The 24366-nt window shown below is 70.6% G+C and carries 22 protein-coding genes, 3 tRNA genes and 1 other RNA gene; 17 read left to right on the forward strand and 9 right to left on the reverse strand.

Features of this window, described 5'->3' with window-relative positions; all coding sequences use genetic code 11:
• Window position 1: 1 nt before the first annotated feature.
• The 4 genes from ABG090_RS05555 to dnaG are packed head-to-tail and all read left to right on the forward strand — an operon-like array spanning window position 2 to window position 5633.
• Window positions 2-1381 carry a glycine--tRNA ligase gene (locus tag ABG090_RS05555; RefSeq protein WP_347757167.1) on the forward strand — a complete coding sequence of 460 codons (1380 nt, stop codon included), beginning with the start codon at window positions 2-4 and terminating at the stop codon, window positions 1379-1381.
• Between the two features lie 17 nt (window positions 1382-1398).
• Complete coding sequence (gene dusB / locus ABG090_RS05560) at window positions 1399-2547, forward strand: tRNA dihydrouridine synthase DusB (protein ID WP_347757506.1); 1149 nt, start codon at window positions 1399-1401, stop codon at window positions 2545-2547.
• Window positions 2522-3778 (forward strand): deoxyguanosinetriphosphate triphosphohydrolase, encoded by a 1257-nt coding sequence (locus ABG090_RS05565; RefSeq protein WP_347757169.1) that lies wholly within the window; start codon window positions 2522-2524, stop codon window positions 3776-3778. The genes dusB and ABG090_RS05565 overlap by 26 nt, the downstream gene beginning before the upstream one ends.
• A gap of 4 nt (window positions 3779-3782) precedes the next feature.
• Window positions 3783-5633, forward strand: a complete 1851-nt coding sequence (dnaG, locus tag ABG090_RS05570) for a DNA primase (protein WP_347757171.1) — start codon at window positions 3783-3785, stop codon at window positions 5631-5633.
• A 7-nt stretch (window positions 5634-5640) separates the two neighbouring features.
• Here the strand turns inward: dnaG and ABG090_RS05575 are convergent, their stop codons facing one another.
• Complete coding sequence (locus ABG090_RS05575) at window positions 5641-6339, reverse strand: hypothetical protein (protein WP_347757173.1); 699 nt, start codon at window positions 6337-6339, stop codon at window positions 5641-5643.
• A 173-nt stretch (window positions 6340-6512) separates the two neighbouring features.
• On the opposite strand from ABG090_RS05575, the gene ABG090_RS05580 reads away from it, so the two are divergent.
• Window positions 6513-6585 (forward strand) — tRNA-Asn (locus ABG090_RS05580).
• Window positions 6586-6689: 104 nt separating this feature from the next.
• On the opposite strand, the gene def is transcribed toward ABG090_RS05580, so the two are convergent.
• Window positions 6690-7253, reverse strand: a complete 564-nt coding sequence (gene def, locus ABG090_RS05585) for a peptide deformylase (RefSeq protein WP_347757175.1) — start codon at window positions 7251-7253, stop codon at window positions 6690-6692.
• Window positions 7254-7295: 42 nt separating this feature from the next.
• Here def and ABG090_RS05590 point away from each other — a divergent pair, with 42 nt between their 5' ends.
• From ABG090_RS05590 to ABG090_RS05610, 5 genes are all read left to right on the forward strand, one after another.
• Window positions 7296-8237, forward strand: coding sequence for a DMT family transporter (locus ABG090_RS05590; RefSeq protein WP_347757177.1), 942 nt, complete (start codon window positions 7296-7298; stop codon window positions 8235-8237).
• Complete coding sequence (locus tag ABG090_RS05595) at window positions 8230-9429, forward strand: glycosyltransferase (protein WP_347757179.1); 1200 nt, start codon at window positions 8230-8232, stop codon at window positions 9427-9429. Before ABG090_RS05590 ends, ABG090_RS05595 begins: the two co-directional genes overlap by 8 nt.
• Before the next feature lie 27 nt (window positions 9430-9456).
• Window positions 9457-9530, forward strand: a tRNA-Ile gene (locus ABG090_RS05600).
• Between the two features lie 133 nt (window positions 9531-9663).
• Window positions 9664-10332, forward strand: coding sequence for a haloacid dehalogenase type II (locus ABG090_RS05605; RefSeq protein ID WP_347757181.1), 669 nt, complete (start codon window positions 9664-9666; stop codon window positions 10330-10332).
• 80 nt (window positions 10333-10412) lie between these two features.
• Window positions 10413-11495 (forward strand): alanine racemase, encoded by a 1083-nt coding sequence (locus ABG090_RS05610; protein ID WP_347757183.1) that lies wholly within the window; start codon window positions 10413-10415, stop codon window positions 11493-11495.
• Between the two features lie 6 nt (window positions 11496-11501).
• On the opposite strand, the gene ABG090_RS05615 is transcribed toward ABG090_RS05610, so the two are convergent.
• The gene (locus tag ABG090_RS05615) at window positions 11502-12326 is read right to left on the reverse strand and encodes an LLM class flavin-dependent oxidoreductase (RefSeq protein WP_347757185.1); all 825 of its coding nucleotides are present in this window, start codon (window positions 12324-12326) and stop codon (window positions 11502-11504) included.
• A gap of 64 nt (window positions 12327-12390) precedes the next feature.
• Between ABG090_RS05615 and ABG090_RS05620 the strand changes: the two genes are divergently transcribed.
• Both ABG090_RS05620 and ABG090_RS05625 read left to right on the forward strand, forming a co-directional pair.
• Window positions 12391-13215, forward strand: a complete 825-nt coding sequence (locus ABG090_RS05620) for a DUF1684 domain-containing protein (RefSeq protein ID WP_347757187.1) — start codon at window positions 12391-12393, stop codon at window positions 13213-13215.
• A 267-nt stretch (window positions 13216-13482) separates the two neighbouring features.
• A complete protein-coding gene (locus ABG090_RS05625; protein WP_347757189.1) occupies window positions 13483-14010 on the forward strand; it encodes a DUF3145 family protein in 528 nt (175 codons plus the stop codon).
• A 73-nt stretch (window positions 14011-14083) separates the two neighbouring features.
• Here the strand turns inward: ABG090_RS05625 and ABG090_RS05630 are convergent, their stop codons facing one another.
• From ABG090_RS05630 to aceE, 6 genes are all read right to left on the reverse strand, one after another.
• Entirely contained in the window at window positions 14084-15322 is a 1239-nt protein-coding gene (locus ABG090_RS05630; RefSeq protein WP_347757191.1) for a beta-ketoacyl-[acyl-carrier-protein] synthase family protein, read from the reverse strand.
• 64 nt (window positions 15323-15386) lie between these two features.
• On the reverse strand, window positions 15387-15635 hold the full coding sequence (locus tag ABG090_RS05635) for an acyl carrier protein (protein WP_072313678.1): 249 nt from the start codon (window positions 15633-15635) through the stop codon (window positions 15387-15389).
• A 36-nt stretch (window positions 15636-15671) separates the two neighbouring features.
• Window positions 15672-16667, reverse strand: a complete 996-nt coding sequence (locus ABG090_RS05640) for a beta-ketoacyl-ACP synthase III (protein WP_347757193.1) — start codon at window positions 16665-16667, stop codon at window positions 15672-15674.
• The gene (locus ABG090_RS05645) at window positions 16664-17584 is read right to left on the reverse strand and encodes an ACP S-malonyltransferase (RefSeq protein WP_347757195.1); all 921 of its coding nucleotides are present in this window, start codon (window positions 17582-17584) and stop codon (window positions 16664-16666) included. The genes ABG090_RS05640 and ABG090_RS05645 overlap by 4 nt, the downstream gene beginning before the upstream one ends.
• Window positions 17585-17588: 4 nt before the next feature.
• Entirely contained in the window at window positions 17589-18743 is a 1155-nt protein-coding gene (locus ABG090_RS05650) for a helix-turn-helix domain-containing protein (RefSeq protein WP_347757197.1), read from the reverse strand.
• 86 nt (window positions 18744-18829) lie between these two features.
• A complete protein-coding gene (aceE, locus tag ABG090_RS05655; RefSeq protein WP_347757199.1) occupies window positions 18830-21547 on the reverse strand; it encodes a pyruvate dehydrogenase (acetyl-transferring), homodimeric type in 2718 nt (905 codons plus the stop codon).
• Between the two features lie 168 nt (window positions 21548-21715).
• Here aceE and ABG090_RS05660 point away from each other — a divergent pair, with 168 nt between their 5' ends.
• From ABG090_RS05660 to rnpB, 5 genes are all read left to right on the forward strand, one after another.
• Window positions 21716-22204 carry a peroxiredoxin gene (locus ABG090_RS05660; protein WP_347757201.1) on the forward strand — a complete coding sequence of 163 codons (489 nt, stop codon included), beginning with the start codon at window positions 21716-21718 and terminating at the stop codon, window positions 22202-22204.
• Window positions 22195-22267, forward strand: a tRNA-Val gene (locus ABG090_RS05665). Before ABG090_RS05660 ends, ABG090_RS05665 begins: the two co-directional genes overlap by 10 nt.
• Before the next feature lie 59 nt (window positions 22268-22326).
• Window positions 22327-23163 (forward strand): Nif3-like dinuclear metal center hexameric protein, encoded by an 837-nt coding sequence (locus ABG090_RS05670; protein ID WP_347757203.1) that lies wholly within the window; start codon window positions 22327-22329, stop codon window positions 23161-23163.
• Window positions 23154-23894: a hypothetical protein gene (locus ABG090_RS05675; protein WP_347757205.1), complete on the forward strand. Its 741-nt coding sequence runs from the start codon at window positions 23154-23156 to the stop codon at window positions 23892-23894. The genes ABG090_RS05670 and ABG090_RS05675 overlap by 10 nt, the downstream gene beginning before the upstream one ends.
• 32 nt (window positions 23895-23926) lie before the next feature.
• Window positions 23927-24308: RNase P RNA component class A (rnpB, locus tag ABG090_RS05680), an RNA gene on the forward strand.
• The last annotated feature ends 58 nt before the right edge of the window (window positions 24309-24366 follow it).

Here is a 24366-nt window from a genome sequence, read left to right on the forward strand (position 1 = left end):
CGTGGTCCAGAACCGTCTTGATGCCGTCATCAACCTCGCGAAGCGTCGAGGCTTCGTGTTCCAGGCTGGCGAGATCTACGGAGGATCCCGGTCGGCGTGGGATTACGGGCCCCTGGGCGTGGCGCTGAAGGACAACATCAAGCGCCAGTGGTGGAAGACCTTCGTGCAGGGTCGCGACGACATGGTCGGCCTCGACTCGTCGATCATCCTGCCGACGGCCGTCTGGCACGCATCCGGGCACGTCGCCACGTTCACCGACCCGCTGGTCGAGTGCCTGCAGTGCCACAAGCGTCACCGGCAGGATCACCTGGAGGAGGCGTTCGAGGCCAAGAAGGGCCGCGCCGCCGCGTCGATGGAGGACATCACCTGCCCCGACTGCGGCACCACCGGCAAGTGGACCGAGCCGCAGATGTTCTCGGGCCTCATGAAGACGAACCTCGGCCCGGTCGACAACGAGGCAGGCTTGCACTACCTGCGCCCGGAGACCGCGCAGGGCATCTTCACCAACTTCCTGAACGTGGTGACGGTCTCGCGCAAGAAGCCGCCGTTCGGCATCGGCCAGGTCGGCAAGGCGTTCCGCAACGAGATCACGCCCGGCAACTTCATCTTCCGGACGCGCGAGTTCGAGCAGATGGAGATCGAGTTCTTCACGCACCCCGACGAGGCTGGTGAGTGGTTCGACACCTGGGTCGAGGCGTGCTGGGCCTGGTTCCTCGACCTCGGCATCGACGAGGGCAACATGCGTCGCTTCGACGTGCCGGATGAGGAGCGCGCGCACTACTCGGCGGGCACGATCGACTTCGAGTACCGATTCGGCTTCCAGGGCTCCGAGTGGGGCGAGCTCATGGGCGTCGCGAACCGCACGGACTTCGACCTCTCGTCGCACTCCAGCGCCTCCGGCAAGGACCTCGTCTACTTCGACCAGGCCTCCGGCACCAAGTACACGCCCTACGTGATCGAGCCGTCGTTCGGCCTCACGCGCAGCATGATGGCCTTCCTCGTGGACGCCTACGACGAGGAGGAGGTGCCGAACGCCAAGGGCGGCACCGACACCCGCACCGTGCTCCACCTCGATGCGCGGCTGGCGCCCGTCAAGGTCGCCGTGCTGCCGCTGAGCCGCAACGAGCAGCTCTCGCCGCTCGCCCGCGGCATCGCCGACCGCCTCCGCAAGCTCTGGGCGATCGAGTTCGATGACGCCGGCGCCATCGGCCGTCGCTACCGTCGCCAGGATGAGGTGGGCACGCCGTACTGCGTCACCGTCGACTTCGACTCGCTCGAGGACGGTGCCGTGACGGTGCGCGAGCGCGACTCGATGCAGCAGACGCGAGTGAAGGTCGACGAGCTCGAGGCGCACCTGGCGCAGGGACTCATCGGAGCTTGAATGGGGAGAGCGTGAGCATGGCGACGAGCACGAGGCCGGCGCTGTCGATCGGGCCCATCGCCCTGGACACGCCGGTCGTGCTCGCGCCCATGGCGGGCATCACCAACACGGCATTCCGGAGGTTGTGCCGCGAGTACGGCGCGGGGCTCTACGTGAGCGAGATGATCACCACGCGCGCGCTGGTCGAGCGCACCCCGGAGACGATGCGGCTCATCAGCCACCACCCGTCCGAGACGCTGCGCTCCGTGCAGCTCTACGGCGTCGACCCGAAGACGGTCGAGCAGGCGGTGGCGATCCTCGTCGATGAGAACCGGGCCGATCACATCGACCTGAACTTCGGCTGCCCCGTGCCGAAGGTGACGCGCCGCGGCGGTGGTTCGGCGCTGCCGTGGAAGCGCGACCTGTTCGCGGCCATCGTGCAGCGCGCCGTGCGGCGGGCGGGCGACATCCCCGTCACCGTCAAGATGCGCAAGGGCATCGATGACGAGCACCTGACCTATCTCGATGCGGGCCGCATCGCCGAGGATGCCGGTGTCGCCGCCGTAGCCCTCCACGGGCGCACGGCGGCGCAGCACTACTCCGGGCTGGCCGACTGGGATGCGATCGCGCAGCTCAAGCAGCGCGTCACCTCGGTGCCGGTGCTCGGCAACGGCGACATCTGGCAGGCGGAGGATGCGCTGCGGATGCTGGAGCAGACGGGCGCCGACGGCGTGGTCGTCGGCCGCGGCTGCCTCGGGCGCCCCTGGCTGTTCGGCGACCTCGCTGCCGCGTTCGCCGGCAGCGACGAGCGCCACCGGCCGGATCTCGGTCAGGTGGCCGATGCGTTCCGGCGCCACGCCGAGTTGCTGGTCGAGTTCTTCGACGAGGAGGACCGCGCCTGCCGCGACATCCGCAAGCACGTCGCCTGGTACTTCAAGGGGTACCCGATCGGCGGCGACGCACGCCGCGCCCTCGCGGTCGTCGAGTCGCTCGCGCAGCTCGACGACCTGCTGGGTGCGCTCGACCGCTCCTCGCCGTACAACGCCGAGGGCGTCGAGGGTCAGCGGGGCCGCGCCGGCAGCCCACGCAAGCCCGCGCTGCCGGACGGCTGGCTCGACAGCCCCGAGCTCAGCCCGTCGCAGCGCGAGGCGCTCATCGAGGATGAGAGCGATACCCGTGGCGGTTGACGCGCGCGGCTACAGCGAGCACGACGCCGAGCGTCGGCTGCCCGAGGTGCACCGCTCCGCTCGCACCGACTTCGCGCGCGACCGCGCCCGGCTGCTGCACTCGAGCGCGTTCCGGCGGTTGGGTCAGAAGACCCAGGTGCTCTCGCCGACGATGGGCTTCGACGACTCCCGCACCCGCCTGACGCACTCGCTCGAGGTCGCCCAGATCGGCCGGGAGCTCGCCGTCGAACTCGATCTCGACCCGGATGTCGTCGACACCGCCTGCCTGGCCCACGACATCGGCCACCCGCCCTTCGGCCACAACGGCGAGAAGGGCCTAAACGAGTGGGCGCTCACCATCGGCGGCTTCGAGGGCAACGCGCAGACCCTGCGGGTCATCACGCGGCTGGAGCCGAAGGTCATCCGCGATCAGCCATACGGGCTGAACCTGACGCGCGCGAGCGTCGACGCCGCTTGCAAGTACCCGTGGCCGGCCGCGACCGACGTGCATGACGCATCCGGTCGCATCAAGTTCGGCTTCTACGAGCACGACCGCGAGGCCTTCGAGTGGATGCGGGAGGGCGCACCGGAGGGGCGGCCCAGCATCGAGGCGCAGGTCATGGACCTCGCCGACGACATCGCCTACTCGGTGCACGACTTCGAGGATGCGGTGGTGGGCGGCTACGTGGACGTCGCCAAGCTGCAGAGCCGGGTCGGCCATGATGAGCTCGTGTCGATGATGCTGTCGTGGGTGGGGCCGGAGTTCACCCGCGACGAACTGCTCGCCGCGTTCGACCGCCTCGACGACCTGGAGACCTGGCTGCGCTCGTTCGACGGCTCCCGCGCCGACCACGCGAAGCTCAAGAACCTCACGTCGAAGCTCATCGGTCGATTCGCGAACGCCGCGACCGAGCGCACGCGTCAGTCGCACGAGGGCCCGCTGGTGCGCTTCGGCGGCACCGTGCAGGTGCCGCGCGAGGTGCGCGCCGAGATCGCGGTGCTGAAGGGCACGGCGGCGAGCTTCATCCTGGCCGAGCGGCGCCAGCCCATCTATGCGAGCCAGCGCCGCGTGCTGCAGGAGCTGTGCGATGCGCTGCTGCGCATCGGCCCGACCGCCCTCGATCGCGCGTACGCGGACGATTGGGCGGCGGCACCCGATGAGGCGGCGCGCGCCCGCGTGGTGGTCGACCAGGTCTCCACCCTCACCGACCGGGGCGCGTTCACCTGGCACGAGCGCTTCGTGGGGGACTGAGACGGTGGCGGGCCGGATCCGGCGCAGCGACATCGACGAGCTGCGGTCGCGCATCTCCATCGTCGATGTCGTCGGCGAGCACGTGACGCTGAAGTCGGCGGGCGTCGGCAGCATGAAGGGCCTGTGCCCGTTCCACGACGAGCGCACGGCCTCGTTCCACGTGCGGCCGGCGGTCGGTCGGTACCACTGCTTCGGCTGCGGCGAGGATGGCGACGCCTTCCAGTTCGTGATGGCCATGGATCACACCTCGTTCGCCGAGACGGTCGAGCGCTTCGCATCGCAGCTCGGCTACACGCTGCACTACGAGGACGGCAAGCCGCAGGAGGAGACCAGCGGTCGCCTGCGCCTGCTGGAGGCGAGCCGAGCCGCCGAGGCCTACTTCCAGGCGCAGCTGCTCACGCCCGCGGCGCGGCTCGGGCAGCAGTTCCTGGGGGAGCGCGGCTTCGACCTCGCGGCCGCCCAGCGGTTCGGGATCGGGTTCGCACCGGCATCGTTCGACGCACTGAAACGGCACCTCAAGGGGCTCGGCTTCACGGAGGCCGAGCAGCTGGGCGCTGGCCTCCTGAGTGAGGGCCAGCGCGGCAGCTACGACCGATTCCGCGGGCGCCTCGTGTGGCCGATCCGCGACGTCGCCGGTGCCACGGTGGGCTTCGGCGCGCGTCGCCTCTCCGATGACGACAAGGGTCCGAAGTATCTGAACTCGCCCGAGACGCCGATCTTCCGCAAGAGCCAGGTGCTGTACGGCCTCGACCTCGCCAAGCGCGACATCGCCAAGGGGCACGAGGCGGTCGTGGTCGAGGGCTACACCGATGTGATGGCGTGCCACCTCGCGGGCGTGACGACCGCGGTCGCCACCTGCGGCACCTCGTTCGGGGTCGACCACATCAAGGTGCTCCGTCGCGTGCTCGGCGACGTCTCGACCTCCGACACCCGCTCGCTCGGGCGCGTCATCTTCACTTTCGACCCGGATGAGGCGGGCCAGCAGGCCGCCGCGCGCACCTTCGCCGAGGAGCAGCGCTTCGCCGCGCAGACGTTCGTGGCGGTGCCGCCCGGTGGACTCGACCCCTGCGACCTGCGGCTGGAGCGCGGCGACGACGCCGTGCGGAAGCTGGTGCAGCAGCGTCGGCCGCTGTTCGAGTTCATGCTGCGCCGCGTGGTCGCCGAGCACGATCTCGAGACCGTCGAGGGTCGCGTCGCGGCGATGCGCCGGGCCGCGCCGGTGCTGCAGTCCATCCGCGACCGGGCGCTCGCCGACGGCTACGTGCGCACCGTCGCCGGCTGGCTCGGCGTCGGGCCGGACGAGGTGCGTCGCGCCGTGCGCGACGCGGGGCCGCGGCCGCTGCCGAGCGCCGGTGGAGCGGCGCCCGAGCATCCGCCCGCCGATGTCGCGCTCAAGCAGCTCGAGCGCGACCCGGCTTCGCGCATGGAGCGCGACGCCATCGCCGCGCTGCTGCAGCAGCCTGCCGTGCTGGGCAAGGATCTCGCGGCCCGCGGCGCGTCGGCATATGTCTCGAACCCGTCGCTCGCCGTGGTGCGCGATGGTGTGCTGGCGTCGCTCGATGCCATCGAGGCATCCGACTTCTCGGAGCGGGTCGCGCACACGGTGCCGGCGGAGATCGTGCCGCTCGTGCGCGCACTGGCGATGGCGCCGATCCCGCAGTCGACGCAGGAGGGCGTGACGGCGTACGTGCGCGGCATCGTCTCGTCGCTCGTCGACCGCGACATCCTGCGCCGCAAGGCCGAGCTGCTCGGCAGCCTGCAGCGCATGGGCGCCGCAGACCCCGAGGGCGCGAAGCGGCTGCAGGAGCAGCTGGTCGACCTGGAGCGCGAGCGGCGGACGCTGCGCTCCGAGTAGGGCTCGGCTACGGCACCAGGAAGTTGATCTGCAGGTGCTCCAGGATCACGTCGTCGATGTGGTCGACCCCGCCGGCGTCCGCCGGGCACTCGGCGACGATCGAGCTGGTGGTGCCGCCGGACTGGAAGTTGCGCGCGAACCACGCCTCGGCGCTGCCGTCATCGGCGTCCTGGATGATCGAGAGCATCTCGACCTCGGCGCCCTGCGACGCTGATGCCTCCAGCGTGAAGACGTCGGGATCCCATTCCTCGGGGCTCGAATCCGACAGGATGCCCAGCGTCACGGCCGAATTCTCGGCCTCGTCCGACACATCCGAGTCCTGCCTGCCCTGGAACGCCCAGAACGTGCATCCGGTGGCCGTCTCCACGACGCTGATGGTCGGACCCGCGGGGAACGTGGAGTCGGGCTGCACCTCGAAGCCGTCGGCCGTGAGCAGGCTCGTCTCCCAGCCCGCGAGCGTGCCGGGCGGCAGCTCTGTGTTGATCGCGACGAGATCGGGGATGCCTTCGGCCGGTGCGCCCGACGGATCGGTCGTGGGCGATGGCGCTGCGGTCTCGACTGGCTCTTCGGAGACGGACGGCGAGCTCGGGTCGGCGGGCGCGCCGCTCGGCAGCGGCGGCGGGGTGATGCAGGCGCTGAGCGAGAGGGCCGCGCCGGCAGCGAGCAGGAGCAGCGGAGTCGGCGAGGTTCGGCGGTGCGGTGTCATGCGATGCTCCTGGTCGAGCGGGCGATGGGCTGTCGACGCACGCTAGCGGCCGAAACTGCACAGCGGGTGCGGATGCGCGACCTCGTGAGGCGCAGATGCTCGACACGGGCGGCGCCGCCCGATGTGGCCGCTGGCTGGGAGTGATGCTACGATTGCTGTCGCTCCTGCAGCGATCCTCGATAGCTCAATTGGCAGAGCAGCCGGCTGTTAACCGGCAGGTTGATGGTTCGAGTCCATCTCGGGGAGCGACAAGGCCCCGCGCATCGCGCGGGGCCTTCTTCGTCGAGTAGGCCCCTCCGTAGGTCGAGGAGCGCCCGCCGAAGGCGGACGCGTCACGAGACCGAAACCGGTCACGCCTCGAGGTCGTCGACCCCCGGCAGCCAGCTGATCCCCGGCACCCCCCACTTGTTGCGCTTGATGGCCTTCTGCACGCCCTTCGTGCCGAAGGCATCCAGCCGGTCGGCGTAGAGCACGCCATCCAGGTGGTCGAACTCGTGCTGCAGGATGCGCGCCAGCCACCCGGAGGTCTCGAGCTCGTAGTGCTCGCCGCGCTCATCCTGTGCCCGCAGCAGCGCCCGAGCGCTGCGCTGCAGCGCGAAGCGCTCGCCGGGGATGGAGAGGCAGCCCTCCTCGTCGTCCTCGTCGGGGATGCCCACCGGTGGCGGGCTGACCCAGAGCTCCGGGTTGACCGCGACGCCGCGCGTGCGCGTGCCATCCGCATCCGTCCAGTCGTAGACGAACACGCGCTTGCCGATGCCGACCTGGGGCGCTGCGAGACCGACGCCGGGCGCTGCCTCCATGGTGGTGAACATGTCGGCGACGAGCGCGGCGAGGTCGCCGTCGAAGTCGACCACCGGTGCCGCGGGCTGATGGAGCACGGGCTCGCCGGTGATGCAGATGGGCAGAACGGTCATGTCCTCCACAGTATCGAGCGCCTGGCGCAGTACGGTCGTCAGGTGCTGTTCACCGCGCTCGACGACCTTGCGGCTGAGATCTCGCTCACCCCTCTGCAGGCGCTCGGGATTCCGGTCGCGATCGTGGGCGCCGTCTTCCTCTCGGTCGGGACGCAGTTCCAGCATCGGGGCGTTGGGCACTTCCAGGGCGGCGACCAGCGCGGTGCGCATCTGGGCGGGTCTGCTCTCGTGGGGCTGCTGAAGAATCCGGCCTGGGTCGTTGGGACGCTGCTGCTCGGGCTCGCAATCGTGATGCAGCTCGGCGCGCTCGCGCTCGCGCCGCTCATCGTCGTGCAGCCGCTCGGCGCGGTCGCGCTCGTGGTCACCGCGATCCTCAACTCACGCCTGGCGGGCATCAAGCTCGACCACCTCACCATCCGAGCCATCGTCACCTGCCTGGTCGGCATCGGGCTGTTCGTCACCGTCGCCGCGATCTTCGCCATTGAGCGGCCCATCCAGGATCGCCAGCTGCTCACGGTGCTGTCACTGCTCGTGGTCGCACTCGTGGGGTTGGGCATCGTGTGGTGGAGCTGGCGCGCCCGGGCGAACGCGATCTTCTACATCGTCTCGGCCGGGGTGCTCTACGGCTTCGTCGTCACGCTGTCGAAGATCATCATCAACCGCATCATCTCCGGCAACTTCGACTGGCTGACGATCGTCTGCGGCGTGGCACTCGTGGTGGCCATGCTCATCGGCAGCTACGCGGTGCAGCTCGCGCACGCCTCAGGCCCGCCCGACCTCGTGATCGCCGGGCTCACGGTCGTCGACCCGCTCGTCGCGGTGCTCATCGGCGTGACCGTGCTCGGCGAGGCCGCAGCCACCCCGCCGTGGGCCATCATGGTCTTTGCCGCTGCAGGAGCGCTGGCCGTCTGGGGCGTGCTCCAGCTCGCTCAGCACCATCCACAGATCCGCACGCCGCTGGCGCCCGAGGAGCAGAATGACTGATCGACCCCTTCGCATCCTGATCGCGACCGACACCTTCGCGCCCGACGTGAATGGAGCAGCGAAGTTCACCACCCGCCTCGCGGCCCAACTGACGGCCCGCGGGCACGAGGTGCATGTCGTGGCCTCGGCGCTGGGCCGCGGTCGGCAGGGCACGCGCGTCGAGGAGCACGAGGGGCAGCGGTTCTCGGTGCACCGACTGCGCTCGATGCTCTACCCCGGCCACGAATGGCTGCGCTTCGCGGAGCCGTGGCGGATGTTTCAGAACGCAGCGTCGCTGCTCGACGCGCTCAAGCCCGACGTCGTCCACTTCCAGTCGCACGTCATCCTCGGCCGGGCCTTCTCGACCGAGGCGAAGAAGCGCGGCATCCGGGTGATCGGCACGAACCACCTCATGTTCGAGAACCTGATGGACCACTCGAACGTGCCGAAGTTCCTGCAGGAGCAGACGGTCGAGCGGCTGTGGAAGGACGCCGCGACGGTGCTGCAGCGCTGCGATGTCGTCACGACGCCCACGCGGCGCAGCGCCGACTACCTCGAGCTCAAGACCGGCCTCCGTGGCGTGCACGCGATCTCCTGCGGGCTGCCCGGCGACCAGTACAGCCCGAATCCGGAGCGGCAGCGCGGTCGCATCGTCTTCGTCGGCCGCGTCACGAGCGAGAAGCGGCTCGACACGCTCGTGCGCGCGGTCGCGCTCCTGCCGGAGGACGTGACGTGGCATCTCGACATCGTCGGGGGCGGCGACCAGATCGATGAGCTCGGCAAGCTCGCGCGCGAGCTCCACATCGCCGACCGCGTCACGCTGACGGGCTACGTCTCCGATCAGGAGCTGCGCGACCGTCTGCGGTCGGCGGAGGTCTTCGCCATGCCGTCGACAGCTGAGCTGCAGTCGATCGCGACCATGGAGGCGATGGCGACCGGGCTGCCGGTCGTCGCCGCCAACGCCGTCGCGCTGCCGCACCTGGTCACCGACGGCGTCAACGGATGGCTGTTCCGGCCGGACGACGCGCCCGACCTGGCAGAGAAGCTCGAGCGCATCCTGCGCCTGAGCGACGAGGACTACGCCAAGTACCAGCAGCACAGCCTGCAGATGGTGGCGCCGCACGACATCGACGCGACCATCACGGCGTTCGAGCGGCTGTATCGCGGCGAAGACATCCTCGACCCCGACACCCGAGTCGAGATCGCCGACTAGGCTCGTGTGCCGGGCCGCAAGGCCCGCGGGGCGGTAGCTCAGCTGGTCAGAGCAGAGGACTCATAATCCTTCGGTCACGGGTTCAAGTCCCGTCCGCCCTACGGTGGGTCACCGATCCTGCTACGCAGGATGCTGTCGCAGCCGACCACAGAAGGACGAACCGATGAGAGAAGTACCATCGCCATCGAGCCGAGCTGCGCGACGCGCGTCAGCCACGCTTCACGCGGAGCAGCGATGACCGTGCAGCCGCTGACCATCATCTTCGACGTCAACGAGACCCTCTCCGACCTCAGCACCGTAGGAGATGCGTTCGAGCGCGTCGGCGCCGGTCCGGGCTCGAGCGACGCCTGGTTCGCCACGGTCCTCCGCGACGGATTCGCACTCACAGCGTCCGGAAGCGACGCTAGATTCGCCGAGCTCGCGGCGAACAGCGCCCGCCAAGTGCTCGGCGGCCTCCAACTGACGACATCCCTCGATGAGGCCGTCGACATCGTCTTGGACGCTTTCGCGAGCGTGTCGCTGCATGCCGATGTCGCACCCGCGTTGCAGTCGTTGCGCGGTGCCGGTCATCGCCTGCTCACCCTGTCGAACGGACCGACGAGCACAGCGGAGCGTCTCCTGCAGTCAGCGGATGCGCTGCACCACATGGACTCGCTGCTGACAGTCGAGGGACACTCGCTCTGGAAGCCGGCCCGGGATTCGTACCGTTCGGCGCTCTCCAGAGCACGAGTAGCCGGTCGGGCCTACCTGGTCGCGGTGCATCCTTGGGACATCCACGGTGCCGCCCGAGCCGGCCTCTCCACAGTGTGGGTGAACCGGCGGGGCGCGACATATCCGAGTCATTTCACGCAACCCGACATCACCGTGCGCACGCTTGAGGCCCTCGCCGAGCGACTCGCGTAGGCCCTCGGCGGAGCCTGGTGGTCTCTCGCCCTCGCGGGCCGAGCGCGCGCCGAGAGTGGTCTGCGGGTACGCTCGCGAGCGTGGGCCCCGCAACGCCGTTCCTCGCCGTCGACCTCGAGCGCATGCAGGCGAACATCGGTCGCGTCGCGGAGGCCGCGAACGCTCGCGGCGTCGCGATTCGCCCGCACGCGAAGACCCACAAGACGATCGAGATCGGGCGCATGCAGGTCGCCGCGGGCGCTCACGGACTGACCGTGGCGACCGTGGGGGAGGCGGAGGTCTTCGCCGCCGCAGGCCTCGACGATCTCTTCATCGCCTTCCCGCTGTGGCTGGACGCAGGCAAGGCCGCGCGGCTCAGCGCCCTGACCGCTCGGGGCGCCGCGATCTCGATCGGTGTCGACTCGGTCGACGGCGTGGAGCGGCTCGTGCATGCGGGGCTCGCCGGTCGGATCGCGGTGCGCGTCGAGGTCGACGCGGGCCATCATCGTTCCGGATGCACGCCGGCGAATGCGGGGGAGGTCGCGGCCGCGGCGCTGCGCGCGGGCGTCGACGTGGAGGGCGTGTTCGCCTTCCCCGGTCACGCTTACGCGCCGGATGCCGGAGCACGCGCCGCGCATGACGAGGCGGCGGCGCTCACCATTGCTGCCGAATCGATGCGCGCGGCTGGGATCGCACCGCAGGTGGTGTCGGGCGGCTCGACCCCGAGCTTCGAGGCGTCGCTCGCGATGCCATCGCCGGTGACCGAGCTGCGGCCCGGCGTGACGATCTTCGGCGATGCGCAGCAGTGGGAGCTGGAGTCGATCGAGCGGGACCAGATCGCACTCACCTGCCACGCGACGGTCGTGTCGCACGCCGGCGGGCGAGTGGTGCTGGATGCGGGATCGAAGGTGCTGGGCCCGGATCGCGCGCCCTGGGCGACCGGCCACGGCAGGCTGCTCGACCATCCCGAGGCTCGCATCGTGCAGCTGAGTGAGCACCACGCCGTGGTCGAGCTGCACGCGCCGGGCTCTCCCGTGCCGCCGCTCGGCAGCGTCGTCCGCGTGGTCCCGAATCATGTGTGCATCGCCGTCAACATGGTCGACGAGCTCTGCGTCTACGACCGTGCCGACGACGCGGTGCCGTCGGCTCGGTGGAGCGTCGCGGCCCGAGGCCGCAACCACTGAGACCCGTCAGCCGCGGGCGCGACCGATCGTCGCCGCGAGCTGCAGGATGCCGTCGCCGGTCTCCGGCCCGCCATCGGCGCCGAGGGCGAGCAGCGGCACGCTCGTGGCACCGGCCTCGCCGAGCGCGGTCGCGAGGTCGACGAGCTGCTGCTCCGAGGCATCCGCCGGCACGTTCGCGAACTGCACGATCGGGATCGTCTCGTGCAGCCCTGCCGCTGCTCTGGCGGCCCGCACCGTCGCGACGGCGTCCCGCGTCGCGTCAACGCGGTGGCTGGGGCGCATATCGCCCGCCAGGAGCACGCCGTCGCTGAGCTCGGCGGCGAGCGCGAGCGTCTTCGGTCCGCCGCCGCCGATGAGCAGCGGCGGAGCCTCCGGCGTCGGCCACCGCAGCTGCACGCCGTCGAGCTGCACGTAACGCCCGTCGACCGTCAGCGACTTGCCCGAGAGCAGCGTGCGGAGCGCCGTCGCCTGCTCCCGCAGCAGCGTGAGCGGCGACGCTGCGCGTACGCCCGCCTGCGCCATCCACTCCAGCACGCCATGGCCGATGCCCGGCAGGAAGCGATCCGGGAACATGCGCGCGATCGTCGCGATCTCCATGGCCGTCAGCGCGACGTTGCGCAGCGGCACCGGCATGAGGCCGAGGCCGACTCGGATGCGCTCGGTCGCGGCGAGCACGGCGGCGGCCGTCGAGGTGCCCGACTGGCCGAAGCAGTCCTCCCACACCCAGAGCTCGTCGACGCCGGCGGTCTCGGCGGCGCGGGCGACATCGAGGAACCGCTCGGGCGCCTGATCGGGCGGGAGGATGAGGCCGAGCGTCGGTGCTGCGTGCATAGGGAGAACGTACGCGGGGCGCCCGTGGGGCGCCAGCACGGGTGGGCGTCGGTAGGCTGAATCCATGACCGATATCGCCGTGACCGCACCCGTCGAGACGGAGCGCGCGCAGTACGACGCGTTCCGGCAGAAGCGCGACCAGGGGGTGCGTGCCCCGCAGGGCCCGCTCGCGCTGCAGACGACCGCGTGGGTCTCTGGGGCGACCGACATCGAGGGTGTGCCCGGCACCTGGGCACCGGCACCGACCGGTGACGGCCTGCAGGTCTCAGCCGATGCTGCGGCAGGGATCATCGTCGACGGCGCGGCCGTTGACGGCGACGCGATGGTCTACAGCCAGACCTCCATGACGCCGAGTTCGGTGCGCTTCGACGACCGCCTGACTGCCACCGTGATCGGGCCGGACCACCATGGCCGGTTCGCACTCCGCGTGTGGGATGCCGAGGCTGCCGACGAGCGTGGTTTCGAGGGCATCAGCAGCTTCGACCACGATCCCGCCTGGCACAAGCAGGGCACGTTCGAGCCGGTCGACGGTGGCGTCGAGTTCGAGTACGGCAAGTCGCGGGGTGGATCACTGCGCAAGGCGTTCTCGCCCGGCACCATCCGCTTCGAGCACGAGGGGGAGCAGATCGAGCTCGTTGCGCTGCCCGACGGCGACAGCAGCCTGCAGATCGTCTTCGCCGACGCGACCACGGGTGAGGAGACCTACGATGTGGGCCGCTTCCTCTACGCGCGGCCGCGCCACGACGGCACGGTCTCGCTCGACTTCAACCGTGCCATCGTGCCGCCGTGCGCGATGAGCGATCAGTTCAACTGCCCGCTGCCGCCGGCGGGCAACCGGCTGTCGATCGCGGTGCGGGCGGGGGAGCAGCGGCCAGTGTTCCGGGGCTGAATCCGGTCTCGTGACGCGCGCGGCCTAGCGGCCGCGTGCTCCTCGACCTACGAGCGTGCTCCTCGACCTGCGAGGGGTGAGCGTTCGGTCTCGTGACGCGCGCGGCCTGACGGCCGCGTGCTCCTCGACCTACGACGGCCGTGCGCTCCTCGACCTGCGGTGGGAGTGCGAACGACAGCCTTGTTGTTCTTGCGGCGCATGTGGCACACTCGGAGTGTCTCGACTGGTTCGACCGATGGGGAAGTCGCATCGAACGAGGGAGAGACGATGACTGCTGCGCACACGCTCAGACGACGTCCCGCGACGACCGCGGGGGTCGTCTGGATCCACGCGTCCCCGCGCGCCATGCGCACCCACCTCGAGTGGGCCGTCGGCCATGCCGTCGGCGATGCACTGCGCTTCCTGTGGCAGGGCCAGCCCGCCGAGCCCGGCACCGAGCGCACCGAGGTGCACTGGTCGGGCCCAGTCGGCACCGGTGCAGCGATCGCGAGCGCCCTCGCGGGCTGGCGCGGCGTGCGCTTCGAGGTGACCGAGGACCCGGTGCCCGGCAGCGACGGCATGCGATGGATGCACACGCCGCAGCTGGGCATCACCGCGCAGCGCATCGACGCCTCGGGTTCGCTCATGGTGCCCGAGGAGCGCATCCGCGCCGCGATCGAGGCCGCCGGCACCGATGCCCGCGCGCTCGTCGGAGCGCTTGACGACGCCATGGGAGGCGCCTGGGATCGCGAGCTGGAGGTCTACCGGCACGCGTCCGACGGCTCGCCGGTCATCGCGCTGCACCGCGTCGGCTGAGCCGCCCGCCGACCCCACAGACCGCTGAGGGCCCCGCTGCGTACAGCGGGGCCCTCGGCATCGTTCGAGCCGGTCAGACCGAGCGGATCGCCACCACGGCGTTGTGGCCGCCGAAGCCGAACGAGTTCGAGATCGCCAGCTGCGGGCCGTCCCCGAGCGGCATCGGCGTGCCGGAGATCTGCAGCGGCGCGTCCGGGTCCTGCTCGGTGACGTTGATCGTCGGAGGCGCGGTGCGCTCGGCCAGCGCCAGCACGGTGAAGACCGCTTCCAGGGCTCCCGTGCCGCCGAGCAGGTGGCCGTGGGCGGCCTTCGTCGCGGAGACCGGGATGTCCTTGATGCGGTCGCCGAAGATGCGGTGCATCGCTCGCACCTCCGCGACGTCGCCGACCGGGGTCGACGTGGCGTGCGCGTTGATGTGGGTGACGTCATCGGCCGTCGCGCCGGCCGCCTCGAGCGCGAACGCGACCGCGCGGCTGGCGCCCTTGCCCTCCGGCTCGGGTGCCGTGATGTGGTACGAATCCGCCGTCACGCCGCCTCCGGCGAGCTCGGCGTAGATGCGGGCGCCGCGCGCGAGCGCGTGCTCCTCGGTCTCCAGCACCAGCGCAGCTGCGCCCTCGCCCATGACGAACCCGTCGCGGGTCACGTCGTAGGGGCGGGATGCGGTGGCCGGGTCGTCGTTGCGGCGCGAGAGCGCCTGCATCGACGAGAAGGACGCGAGCGTGATCGGGTGGATGGCCGACTCGCTGCCGCCGGCGATGACGACGTCGGCGACGCCCGCCTGCAGGTGCTCGTAGGCGTTCACGAGCGCCTCGGTGCTGGAGGCGCACGCGGATGCCACGGTGCGTGCATAGGCGCGAGCCTCGAAGTGCATGGAGACGGCCGCAGACGGCGCGTTGGGCATGAGCATCGGCACGGTCATGGGCATGACACGGCGGGGGCCCTTCTCGCGCAGCGTGTCCCACGCATCCAGCAGCGTCCAGAGCCCACCGATGCCGGTGGAGAAGTCGACGCCGAGGCGCTCGGACGGCAGCTCGGGCGAGCCAGCGTCGGCGAACGCCTCCATCGCGGCGATGAGGGCGAACTGGCTGGAGGGGTCGAGCCGCTTCCAGACGGGGCGCGCCAGTACCTCCTGCGGGCGCACCTTCGCCTCAGCGGCGAACGTGACGGGCAGGTCGTACTGCTGCACCCAGTCGTACTCGAGGCTGCGGGCGCCGGATTCGCCGGCCAGCAGCGCATCCCAGCTTTCGCGCGCCGTCCCGCCCAGCGGCGACGTCGCGCCGATGCCGGTGATGACGATCTTCTTGTTCGTCATGCGTGTCCTCCAATGGGCCGCGTGCGGCCGGTCTCCCGGCCGCACGCGATCGCCGGGGCGATGCTCAGGCCTGCGCGCCGGTGATGTAGTCGACGGCGTCCTGAACGGTCTTGAGGTTCTTGACCTCGTCGTCGGGGATCTTGACGTCGAACTTCTCCTCGGCGTTCACGACGATCGTCATCATCGAGATCGAGTCGATGTCGAGGTCGTCGGTGAACGACTTCTCGAGCTGCACGTTCTCGGTCGCGATGCCGGTCTCGTCGTTCACGAGGTCGGCGAGCCCGGCGAGGACCTCGTCCTTGGTGAATGCCATGGGGTGTCTCCTTCTGATGGATTGAACGGGTCGAGTCTAGGGGAGCACCACGACCTGGGCCCCGTATACGAGGCCCGCGCCGAAGCCGATCTGCAGTGCAAGGCCGCCGGAGAGCTCCGGCTGCTCCTCGAGCAGCCGGTGCATGGCCAGCGGAATGGAGGCGGCGGAGGTGTTGCCGGTGCTCTCGATGTCGCGCGCGATCGCGACCGTGTCGGGCAGCTTCAGCTGCTTGGCGAACTCGTCGATGATGCGCATGTTCGCCTGGTGGGGGATGAACGCGGCGAGGTCGCCGGGCTCGATGCCGGCCGCGTCGAGCGCCTCGCGAGCCTTCTTCGCCATCTCCCAGACGGCCCAGCGGAAGACGGTCGGGCCGTCCTGCCGCAGCGTCGGCCACGGCTGCCCGTCACGCATGGAGCCGAGCGTATTCGTCATCCGGATGGTCTCCCAGTGGGAGCCGTCCGAGCCCCAGACCGAGGGGCTGATGCCAGGTTCGTCGGCGGCGCCGATCACCACGGCGCCCGCGCCGTCGCCGAGCAGGAAGCTGATCGAGCGGTCGGTCGGGTCGACGACGTCCGAGAGCTTCTCCACGCCCACGACGAGCACGTGCTGTGCCATGCCGCTGCGCACGAGGGCGTCGGCCTGCGCGACGCCGTAGGCGTAGCCCGCGCAGGCGGCCGAGATGTCGAAGGCGGGTGCGGGGGTGGCGCCGACGCGCTCGGTGAGCAGCGACGCCATGGAGGGCGTCTGCACGGTGTTGCTGATGGTCGCGACGATGACCGCGTCGAGCTGCGCGCCATCGATGCCTGCGCGCTCGATCGCCTGCCTCGCGGCGGTCTCCGCCAGATCGACCGCTTCGCTGCCGTCGGAGACGCGGGCGCGCGTGACGATGCCGGTGCGCTGCCGGATCCACTCATCCGAGGAGTCGATGGGGCCGACGAGGTCGTCGTTCGGCACCAGGCGGTCGCCGCGCGCGGCGCCGACCGAGAGGATGCGCGAGCCGGCGCGCGTGGGAAGGCTGCTGATCTTGCTCATGCTGACGCTCCGCTCTCGAGCAGCGCGATGGCTGCGTCCAGGTCGTCCGGGGAGGTGATGCCGGCCGAGGGCACCCCGCGGAGCCCGCGCTTGGCGAGTCCCGTGAGCGCTCCGGCCGGGGCGAGCTCGACGATGCCCGTCACGCCCGCCTCCTGGAACGCCGCCATGCAGCGATCCCAGCGCACCGGGGTCGAGACCTGGCCGACGACCAGGTCGAGGAATGCCGAGCCGGATGCGACGACGCTGCCGTCCCGGTTGGTCCAGAGCGTCGTGGTGGGGTCCGCCGTCGCCGTCTCGGCTGCCTTGCTGCGGAAGCGCTCGACCGCGGGCGCCATGTAGTCGGTGTGGAACGCGCCGGCGGTCTGCAGCGGGATGACGCGTGCGCGCTCCGGCGGGGTCTCGGCGAGCTCGGCAAGCGCATCGAGCGCGCCCGCGACGACGATCTGGCCGCCGCCGTTGTAGTTCGCGGGCTGAAGCCCCAGCTCGGTCAGGCGCGCTTCGAGGGCAGCCTCGTCTGCGCCGATGACCGCGGCCATGCCGGTCGGGGTCGCGGCAGCCGCATCCGCCATCGCCCTGGCGCGCTCGCCCACGAGCGCCATCGCATCCTCAGCGGTGAGCACACCGGCGGCGACCGCCGCAGTGATCTCGCCCACGGAGTGGCCGGCGACACCGGCGGCGAGCCCAGCGCGATCGCCGAGCGCGTCGAGCGTCAGGATGCCGGCGGCGACGATGAGCGGCTGCGCGATGAGCGTGTCGCGGATGGTGTCGGCGTCAGAGACGGTGCCGTGCTCCACGAGATCGACGCCCGCGGCGTCGCTGAGCGCGCGGAGGCGCTCCGGCACGCCGGGACGCTCGAGCCAGGGAGAGAGGAAGCCGGGCTTCTGAGAGCCCTGGCCGGGAGCCACGATGACGATCACTGCGTCATCCTCCCACCGGTGACTTGCCGCGTGCGGCATGACCTCTGGCCTGTCGCTGGGCCCGTTCGCGCGACGAGTCGTGGATCGCCCCCAGGATGATCGCGGTGTGCAGGGCGAGCGCCTCGCGCGCGCCGGTCGCGTCCCAGCCGATGATCTCGCTGATGCGCTTCAGCCGGTAGCGCACCGTGTTGGGGTGCACGAAGAGCTCGCGGGCGGTCGCCTCCAGCGAGCGGCCGGTGTCGAGGTAGCACGCGAGCGTGGCCAGCAGATCGCTCGAGTGATCGCGCAGCGGCTCGTAGATGCCGCGCACCAGCTCGCTGCGCGCGAGCGGATCGCCCGCGAGCGCGCGCTCCGGCAGCAGATCGTCGGCGCGCACCGGGCGCGGGGTGCGGCGCCAGGCGTCCGCGACCGCGAAGCCCGCGAGCGCGGCCTTGGCGCTGCGGGCCGCGTCGACGATGCTCGGCTCCGCCGGCCCGAGGACGAGGTGGCCCTCACCGAAGCCCTCCGCGAGCTGGCCGGCGATGTCCAGGAAGTCGATCGTGGTGTCGGCAAGATCGTTTCCGGCGGCGCGGCCGATGACGACGACCAGCCGGGTGCCCTGCACGCCGACCAGCACATCGCAGCCGGCATGCCTGGCCTTGCGGCGCACGACGTCCACATCCAGGGTCTTCGGCGCCAGACCCACCAGCACGGCGCACTCACCGCGGCCGTGCCAACCGAGCGCCGCGGATCTGCTGGGCAGCTCGTCGTCGTGCTCGCCGGTGAGGATCGAGTCGACCACGAGCGCCTCGAGGCGCGCATCCCAGAGCCCGCGCGACTCGGCAGCCCGCGCGTAGACGTCCGCCGCCGCGAAGGCGATCTCGCGCGAGTAGCGCAGGATCGGCTCGCGCATGGCCGGGTCGGCGTCGGCGATGCGCTCCTCGAACACCGACACCACGGTGCGGATCAGCTGCAGCGTCTGCTGCAGGCTCACGCTGCGCAGCAGCTCGCGGGGCGCGGCCGCGAACACGTCGGCCGCGATCCAGGGCTGCGCCTCCGGATCCTCGTGCCAGGCGATGAACGACGTGATGCCCGACTGCGCCACCAGCCCGACCGCGCTGCGCCGCGACGGCGGCATGGTGCCGTACCAGGGGAGCCGGTCGTCGAGCGCGCGCGTCACCTGCGTCGAGAGGTCGCCGGAGATGCGCCGCAGCCAGGCAAGCTGCTGCGCCTTCAGGTCACTCTGTGCCGACAGCGCCGGAGCCTCTACGCGTCGCCGCCGCCGACGCCCGAGCTGCCGGCGTTGACGTCGTGCAGGCTGTACTTGTCGATCGCCTGCATCACCATGCCGAGCGGCACCTTACCCTGCTTCGAGAGCGCGTCGAGCGCGCGCACGACCACCGAGTGGCTGTCGATGGTGAAGAAGCGACGGGCGGCCGCGCGGGTGTCGGAGAAGCCGAAGCCGTCCGCGCCCAGCGTCGCGTAGTCGCCGGGCACCCACTCGCGGATCTGGTCGGGCACCGCACGCATGTAGTCGGTCGTGGCCACGAACGGGCCCTCGGCCTCCGACAGGCGCTGTGCGACATACGGCACCCGCGCGGGCTCCTGCGGGTACAGGAAGTTGTGCTCGTCGGCGGCCAGACCGTCGCGGCGCAGCTCGCTCCACGAGGTGACCGACCAGATGTCGGCTGAGATGCCCCAGTCGCTGCCCAGCAGCTCCTGCGCCTCGTGCAGCCACGGCAGGGCGACGCCCGAGCCGAGCAGCTGCACCTTGAGCGGGTGGTGGTCGCTCACGGAGATGCGGTGGATGCCGCGGACGATGCCCTCGGCGTCGACGCCCTCGGGCTCGGCCGGCTGCACCATCGGCTCGTTGTACACCGTCATGTAGGTGATGACGTTCTCGGGCTGCTCGCCGTACATGCGCTCCAGGCTGGACTGCATGATGTGCGAGATCTCGTAGCCGTAGGCCGGGTCGTAGGCGAGCACGGCCGGGTTCGTCGACGCGATCAGCGGCGAGTGGCCGTCGGCGTGCTGCAGGCCCTCGCCGGTCAGCGTCGTGCGACCGGCGGTGGCGCCGATGAGGAAGCCGCGGGTCATCTGATCGGCGGCCGCCCAGATCGAGTCACCGGTGCGCTGGAACCCGAACATCGAGTAGAAGACGTAGATCGGGATGAGCGGCTCGCCGTGCGTCGAGTAGGACGTGCCCGCGGCGGTGAAGGCGGCCATCGCGCCGGCTTCGTTGATGCCGACGTGCACGATCTGACCGTCAGGAGCCTCGCGATACTTCAGCAGCAGGTCGCGGTCGACCGAGGTGTAGTTCTGGCCGTGCGGATTGTAGATCTTCGCGGTCGGGAAGAACGCGTCGATGCCGAAGGTGCGCGCCTCGTCGGGGATGATCGGGACGATGCGGTTGCCCCAGCCCTTGTCGCGCAGCAGGTCCTTCAGCAGTCGGACGAACGCCATGGTGGTGGCGACCTCCTGCTTGCCGGAGCCCTTCTTCGGCATGTCGTAGAGCTTCGAGTCCGGCAGCGGGATGATCGTGTGCTTGGCGCGCCGCTCGGGCGTGAAGCCGCCGAGCTCGCGGCGACGCTCGACCATGTACTGCAGCTCGGGCGAGTCCGCGCCCGGGTTCCAGTAGGGCGGGCGGTACGGGTCGGCCTCGAGCTGCTTGTCGGAGATGTCGAGCTGCATGGCGTCGCGGAACGACTTCAGGTCGTCGAGCGTGAGCTTCTTCATCTGGTGCGTGGCGTTGCGGCCCTCGAAGTTCTTGCCCAGGCCATAGCCCTTGACCGTCTTCGCGATGATGACGGTCGGCTGGCCCTTGTGCTCCACGGCGGCCTTATAGGCGGCGTAGACCTTCTGGTAGTCGTGCCCGCCGCGCTTCAGCGCCCAGATCTCGTCGTCGCTGAGGTGCTTGACCATCTCGAGCGTGCGCGGGTCGCGGCCGAAGAAGTGCTCGCGCACGAACAGGCCGGACTCCGCCTTGTAGGTCTGGTAGTCGCCGTCGGGGGTTGCGTTCATGAGGTCGCGGAGCGCGCCCTCGTGGTCATTGGCGAGCAGCGAATCCCACTCGCGACCCCAGACCACCTTGATGACGTTCCAGCCGGCGCCGCGGAAGAACGACTCCAGCTCCTGGATGATCTTGCCGTTGCCGCGCACCGGGCCGTCGAGCCGCTGCAGGTTGGCGTTGATGACGAAGTTCAGGTTGTCGAGCCCGTCGTTGGCTGCGAGCTGCAGCGCGCCGCGCGACTCCACCTCATCCATCTCGCCGTCGCCCAGGAACGCCCACACCTGCGAGTCGGCGACATCCTTGATGCCGCGGTTCGCCAGGTAGCGGTTCGCCTGCGCCTGGTAGATGGCGCCGATCGGGCCCAGGCCCATCGACACGGTCGGGAACTGCCAGAAGTCGGGCATCATCCGCGGGTGCGGGTAGGAGGGCAGGCCGTTCGGCGCCTTCGACTTCTCCTGCCGGAACGCATCCATCTGGTTCTCGGAGAGGCGGCCCTCGAGGAAGGCCCGGGCATACATGCCGGGGGAGGCGTGACCCTGGTAGAAGATCTGGTCGCCGCCGCCGGGAGCGTCCTGGCCGCGGAAGAAGTGGTTCAGGCCCACCTCGTAGAGCGCCGCAGAGGAGGCGTAGGTGGAGATGTGGCCGCCGACGCCGATGCCGGGCGCCTGCGCGCGGTGCACCATCATCGCCGCGTTCCAGCGGATCCAGCGGCGGTAGGTGCGCTCGAGCTGCTCATCGCCGGGGAACTTCGGCTCGTCCTCGGCGGCGATGGTGTTGAGGTAGTCGGTCGTGGGCACCATCGGCACGCCGAGGTGCAGCTCCTTGGAGCGCTTGAGCAGGCTGAGCATGATCTCGCGACCGCGCTGCGGGCCGTGCGCCGCGACGAGCTGATCGAGCGATTCCTGCCACTCAGCGGTCTCGCTCGGGTCTGCGTCGTTCGTGTGGCCCGAGTAGGGGTCCTGGTCGTTCAGCACCGAAGCTCCTGACGTCGTTCTGAAGGCGCGCCTGGGTCATGGCGCCCGCGCCCCCACTCTATCCACCGCCCGATGCTCACACCTGGCCACCGCCCGATGCTCACACCTGACACTGGGGGTCGTGGCACGATGGCGGGCGCGGGGAGTCCGCGTGACGAGAGGATGCCTGTGGCCCTGGAGATCGGCGAGCTCGCCCCCGACTTCACCCTGCGCGATCACACGGGCGAGGCCGTGACGCTCTCGGCCATGCGCGGCCGACCCGTCGTGCTGGTCTTCTACCCGGCGGCGTTCACGGGCCGCTGCACCGGCGAGCTCTGCTCGATCCGCGACGAGATCGCCGCGTTCGAGGATGCCGGTGTGCAGGTCTACGGCATCTCGGTGGACACCGCGGCATCGCTCGCGGTCTTCCACGCGCAGGAGGGCCTGACTTTCCCGCTGCTGAGCGACTTCTGGCCGCATGGCGCGGTGGCGCAGAGCTATGACGCCTTCCTGCCAGAGCGGGGCGTCGCGACCAGGGCCACCTACGTGATCGACCGTGACGGCCGGATCGACCAGCACTTCCGCGTCAGCCCGTCCCGGTCGCGCGACATGGCGACCTATCGTGACGCGCTCGCGGCACTCGGCCCTTATTGTGGATCCGCACCCCGGAGCCTGTAGCTCAGCTGGCAGAGCGCCTCGTTTACACCGAGGATGTCGGCGGTTCGATCCCGTCCAGGCTCACGAACGGCCCCCGGTCGCCGCGGCGACCGGGGGCCTCGCGCTTCCCTAGGATGGAGCGCATGACCAGCGTCGCCGATGTGCAGCTGGCGGTGGAGCAGCTCTGGCCCGCCGCCACCGCCGAGGATTGGGACGCGGTGGGGCTCGTGGCCGGGGATCCGGCCGATCCCGTGCGCCGCATCCTGCTCGCCGTCGACGCGGTGGGGGCCACCGCCGCGGAGGCCGTGGAGCGAGCGGCCGATCTGCTGCTCGTGCATCACCCGCTGCTGCTGCGCGGCGCGACGAGCGTGGCGGCGACGAACCCCGCCGGCCGCGTCATCACCCGGCTCGTGCGCGAGCGTGTGGCGCTGCTCGCGGCGCACACGAATGCCGACGCCGTCGACCGCGGCACGAGCGGCGAGCTCGCGACCATGCTCGGCCTCGTCGAGGTCGCGCCCATCGTGGTGAACCGCGTGGACCCCGACAAGGGGCTCGGGCGCGTCGGCGAGCTGCCGGAGCCCGTCGCCCTGCGCGAGCTCGTGGAGCACCTCGCGGCGCTCCTCCCGTCGGTCGCCGGAGGATTGCGCGCCGCTGGCGACCCCGAGCGGTCGGTGCGGCGCGTCGCGATCTGCGGCGGCGCGGGCGACTCGCTGCTGCGTGAACCCCCCGTCGCAGGCGCCGACGTCTACATCACCAGCGACCTTCGCCACCATCCGGCCTCGGATGCGCGCGAGCGGCACGCCGCCGGAGCGGGGCCGGCGCTCGTCGACGTCTCCCACTGGGCGAGCGAGTCGCTGTGGCTGCGTCCCGCTGCCGACCAGCTGCGCAGCGCCCTGCCGGGGGTCGAGGTCATCGTGAGCGAGATCAGAACAGACCCGTGGGACTTCGCGGTTCCACAAGAGGAGCAGACATGGCACTGAAGGCCAGCAATCAGGATCAGCGACGACTGCTGACGCTGCAGGACGTCGACACGCGCATCGTGCGACTGCAGGGCAAGCTCAAGGCGCTGCCGCAGACGAAGCGCATCGACGAGCTCGACACCGAGCTCGTCGCGCTCGACCGCGCCGTGCTCGAGCGGCTCGGCGAGCACGACGACATCGCCGCCGAGGTCGCCAGGATCGAGAACGACGTGCAGACCGTCGAGGCTCGCCTCAAGCGCAATCGCGATCGTCTGCCGTCGATCACCGACGCGAAGGTCGCCACGGCGACCGAGCACGAGATCGCCACGCTCGAGCGCCGTCGCGGCGACCTGGAGGATCTCGAGCTCGAGTCGATGCAGCAGCAGGAGGATGCCGCCGCGGCGCTGGCGGCCGCGCGAGGTCAGGCGGCGACCGCACGCGCCGAGCGCGAGCGGCTCGCGGCCGAGCGCGACGCCGAGGCCGAGGCGCTGGAGCGGGAGCTCGCTGACGCGCGCGCGGAACGCGGCGATCGCGTCGCCGCCGTGCCGACCGACCTGCTGGCCCTGTACGACCGGCAGCGTGAGCGCTACGGCATCGGCGCGACGCTGCTGCAGCACCGCTCGTCGACCGCATCCGGCGTCGAGTTCACCGCGTCCGAGATGCACGAGATCCGGCAGGCGGCCGACGACGACGTGATCCTCGATCCGGGCTCGTCGGCGATCCTGGTGCGCACGGAGGACAGCGGCATCTGATCCGCCTGGCGCGGTAGCCTAGTCGGAGCGAATCGGTCGGCTAGGCGGTCGCGTCGCGGTGAGCTCGGACCTGTTGGTCGGGGCGAGCCGTGCCGAGGAACGTCCGGGCTCCGCAGAGCAGGGCGGTGGATAACGTCCACCCGGGGCAACCCGCGAGCAAGTGCAACAGAGAGCAGATCCACCGGTCGGGATCCTCGGATCCGGACCGGCCAGGAGTGAAACGGTGGGGTAAGAGCCCACCAGCGTGGCGTGTGAGCGTCGCGGCTAGGTAAACCTCGCCCGGAGCAAGACCAGACAGCGGATCACGGGGCTGCTCGTCCCATCCGCGGGTAGGTCGCTAGAGGGCTGCAGCAATGCATCCCGTAGAGAGATGACCGTCCACGACAGAACCCGGCGTATCGGCCGGCCGATTCGCCCCCATCCGTCGAGCTTCCCGAGTTCGCGCGTTCGTCGCGCGCATCGCACGACTTCG

Origin of the sequence: Agrococcus sp. ProA11 (genome assembly GCF_039880525.1) — a bacterium.
GTDB classification, from domain to species: Bacteria; Actinomycetota; Actinomycetes; order Actinomycetales; family Microbacteriaceae; genus Agrococcus; species Agrococcus chionoecetis.

Coding starts and splice junctions, on each gene's coding strand:
- dusB (WP_347757506.1), top strand. CDS start 1,399: ATGGCGACGAGCACGAGGCCGGCGCTGTCGATCGGGCCCATCGCCCTG.
- ABG090_RS05565 (WP_347757169.1), top strand. CDS start 2,522: ATGAGAGCGATACCCGTGGCGGTTGACGCGCGCGGCTACAGCGAGCAC.
- ABG090_RS05575 (WP_347757173.1), bottom strand. CDS start 6,339: ATGACACCGCACCGCCGAACCTCGCCGACTCCGCTGCTCCTGCTCGCT.
- def (WP_347757175.1), bottom strand. CDS start 7,253: ATGACCGTTCTGCCCATCTGCATCACCGGCGAGCCCGTGCTCCATCAG.
- ABG090_RS05595 (WP_347757179.1), top strand. CDS start 8,230: ATGACTGATCGACCCCTTCGCATCCTGATCGCGACCGACACCTTCGCG.
- ABG090_RS05605 (WP_347757181.1), top strand. CDS start 9,664: ATGACCGTGCAGCCGCTGACCATCATCTTCGACGTCAACGAGACCCTC.
- ABG090_RS05615 (WP_347757185.1), bottom strand. CDS start 12,326: ATGCACGCAGCACCGACGCTCGGCCTCATCCTCCCGCCCGATCAGGCG.
- ABG090_RS05620 (WP_347757187.1), top strand. CDS start 12,391: ATGACCGATATCGCCGTGACCGCACCCGTCGAGACGGAGCGCGCGCAG.
- ABG090_RS05625 (WP_347757189.1), top strand. CDS start 13,483: ATGACTGCTGCGCACACGCTCAGACGACGTCCCGCGACGACCGCGGGG.
- ABG090_RS05630 (WP_347757191.1), bottom strand. CDS start 15,322: ATGACGAACAAGAAGATCGTCATCACCGGCATCGGCGCGACGTCGCCG.
- ABG090_RS05635 (WP_072313678.1), bottom strand. CDS start 15,635: ATGGCATTCACCAAGGACGAGGTCCTCGCCGGGCTCGCCGACCTCGTG.
- ABG090_RS05640 (WP_347757193.1), bottom strand. CDS start 16,667: ATGAGCAAGATCAGCAGCCTTCCCACGCGCGCCGGCTCGCGCATCCTC.
- ABG090_RS05670 (WP_347757203.1), top strand. CDS start 22,327: ATGACCAGCGTCGCCGATGTGCAGCTGGCGGTGGAGCAGCTCTGGCCC.
- ABG090_RS05675 (WP_347757205.1), top strand. CDS start 23,154: ATGGCACTGAAGGCCAGCAATCAGGATCAGCGACGACTGCTGACGCTG.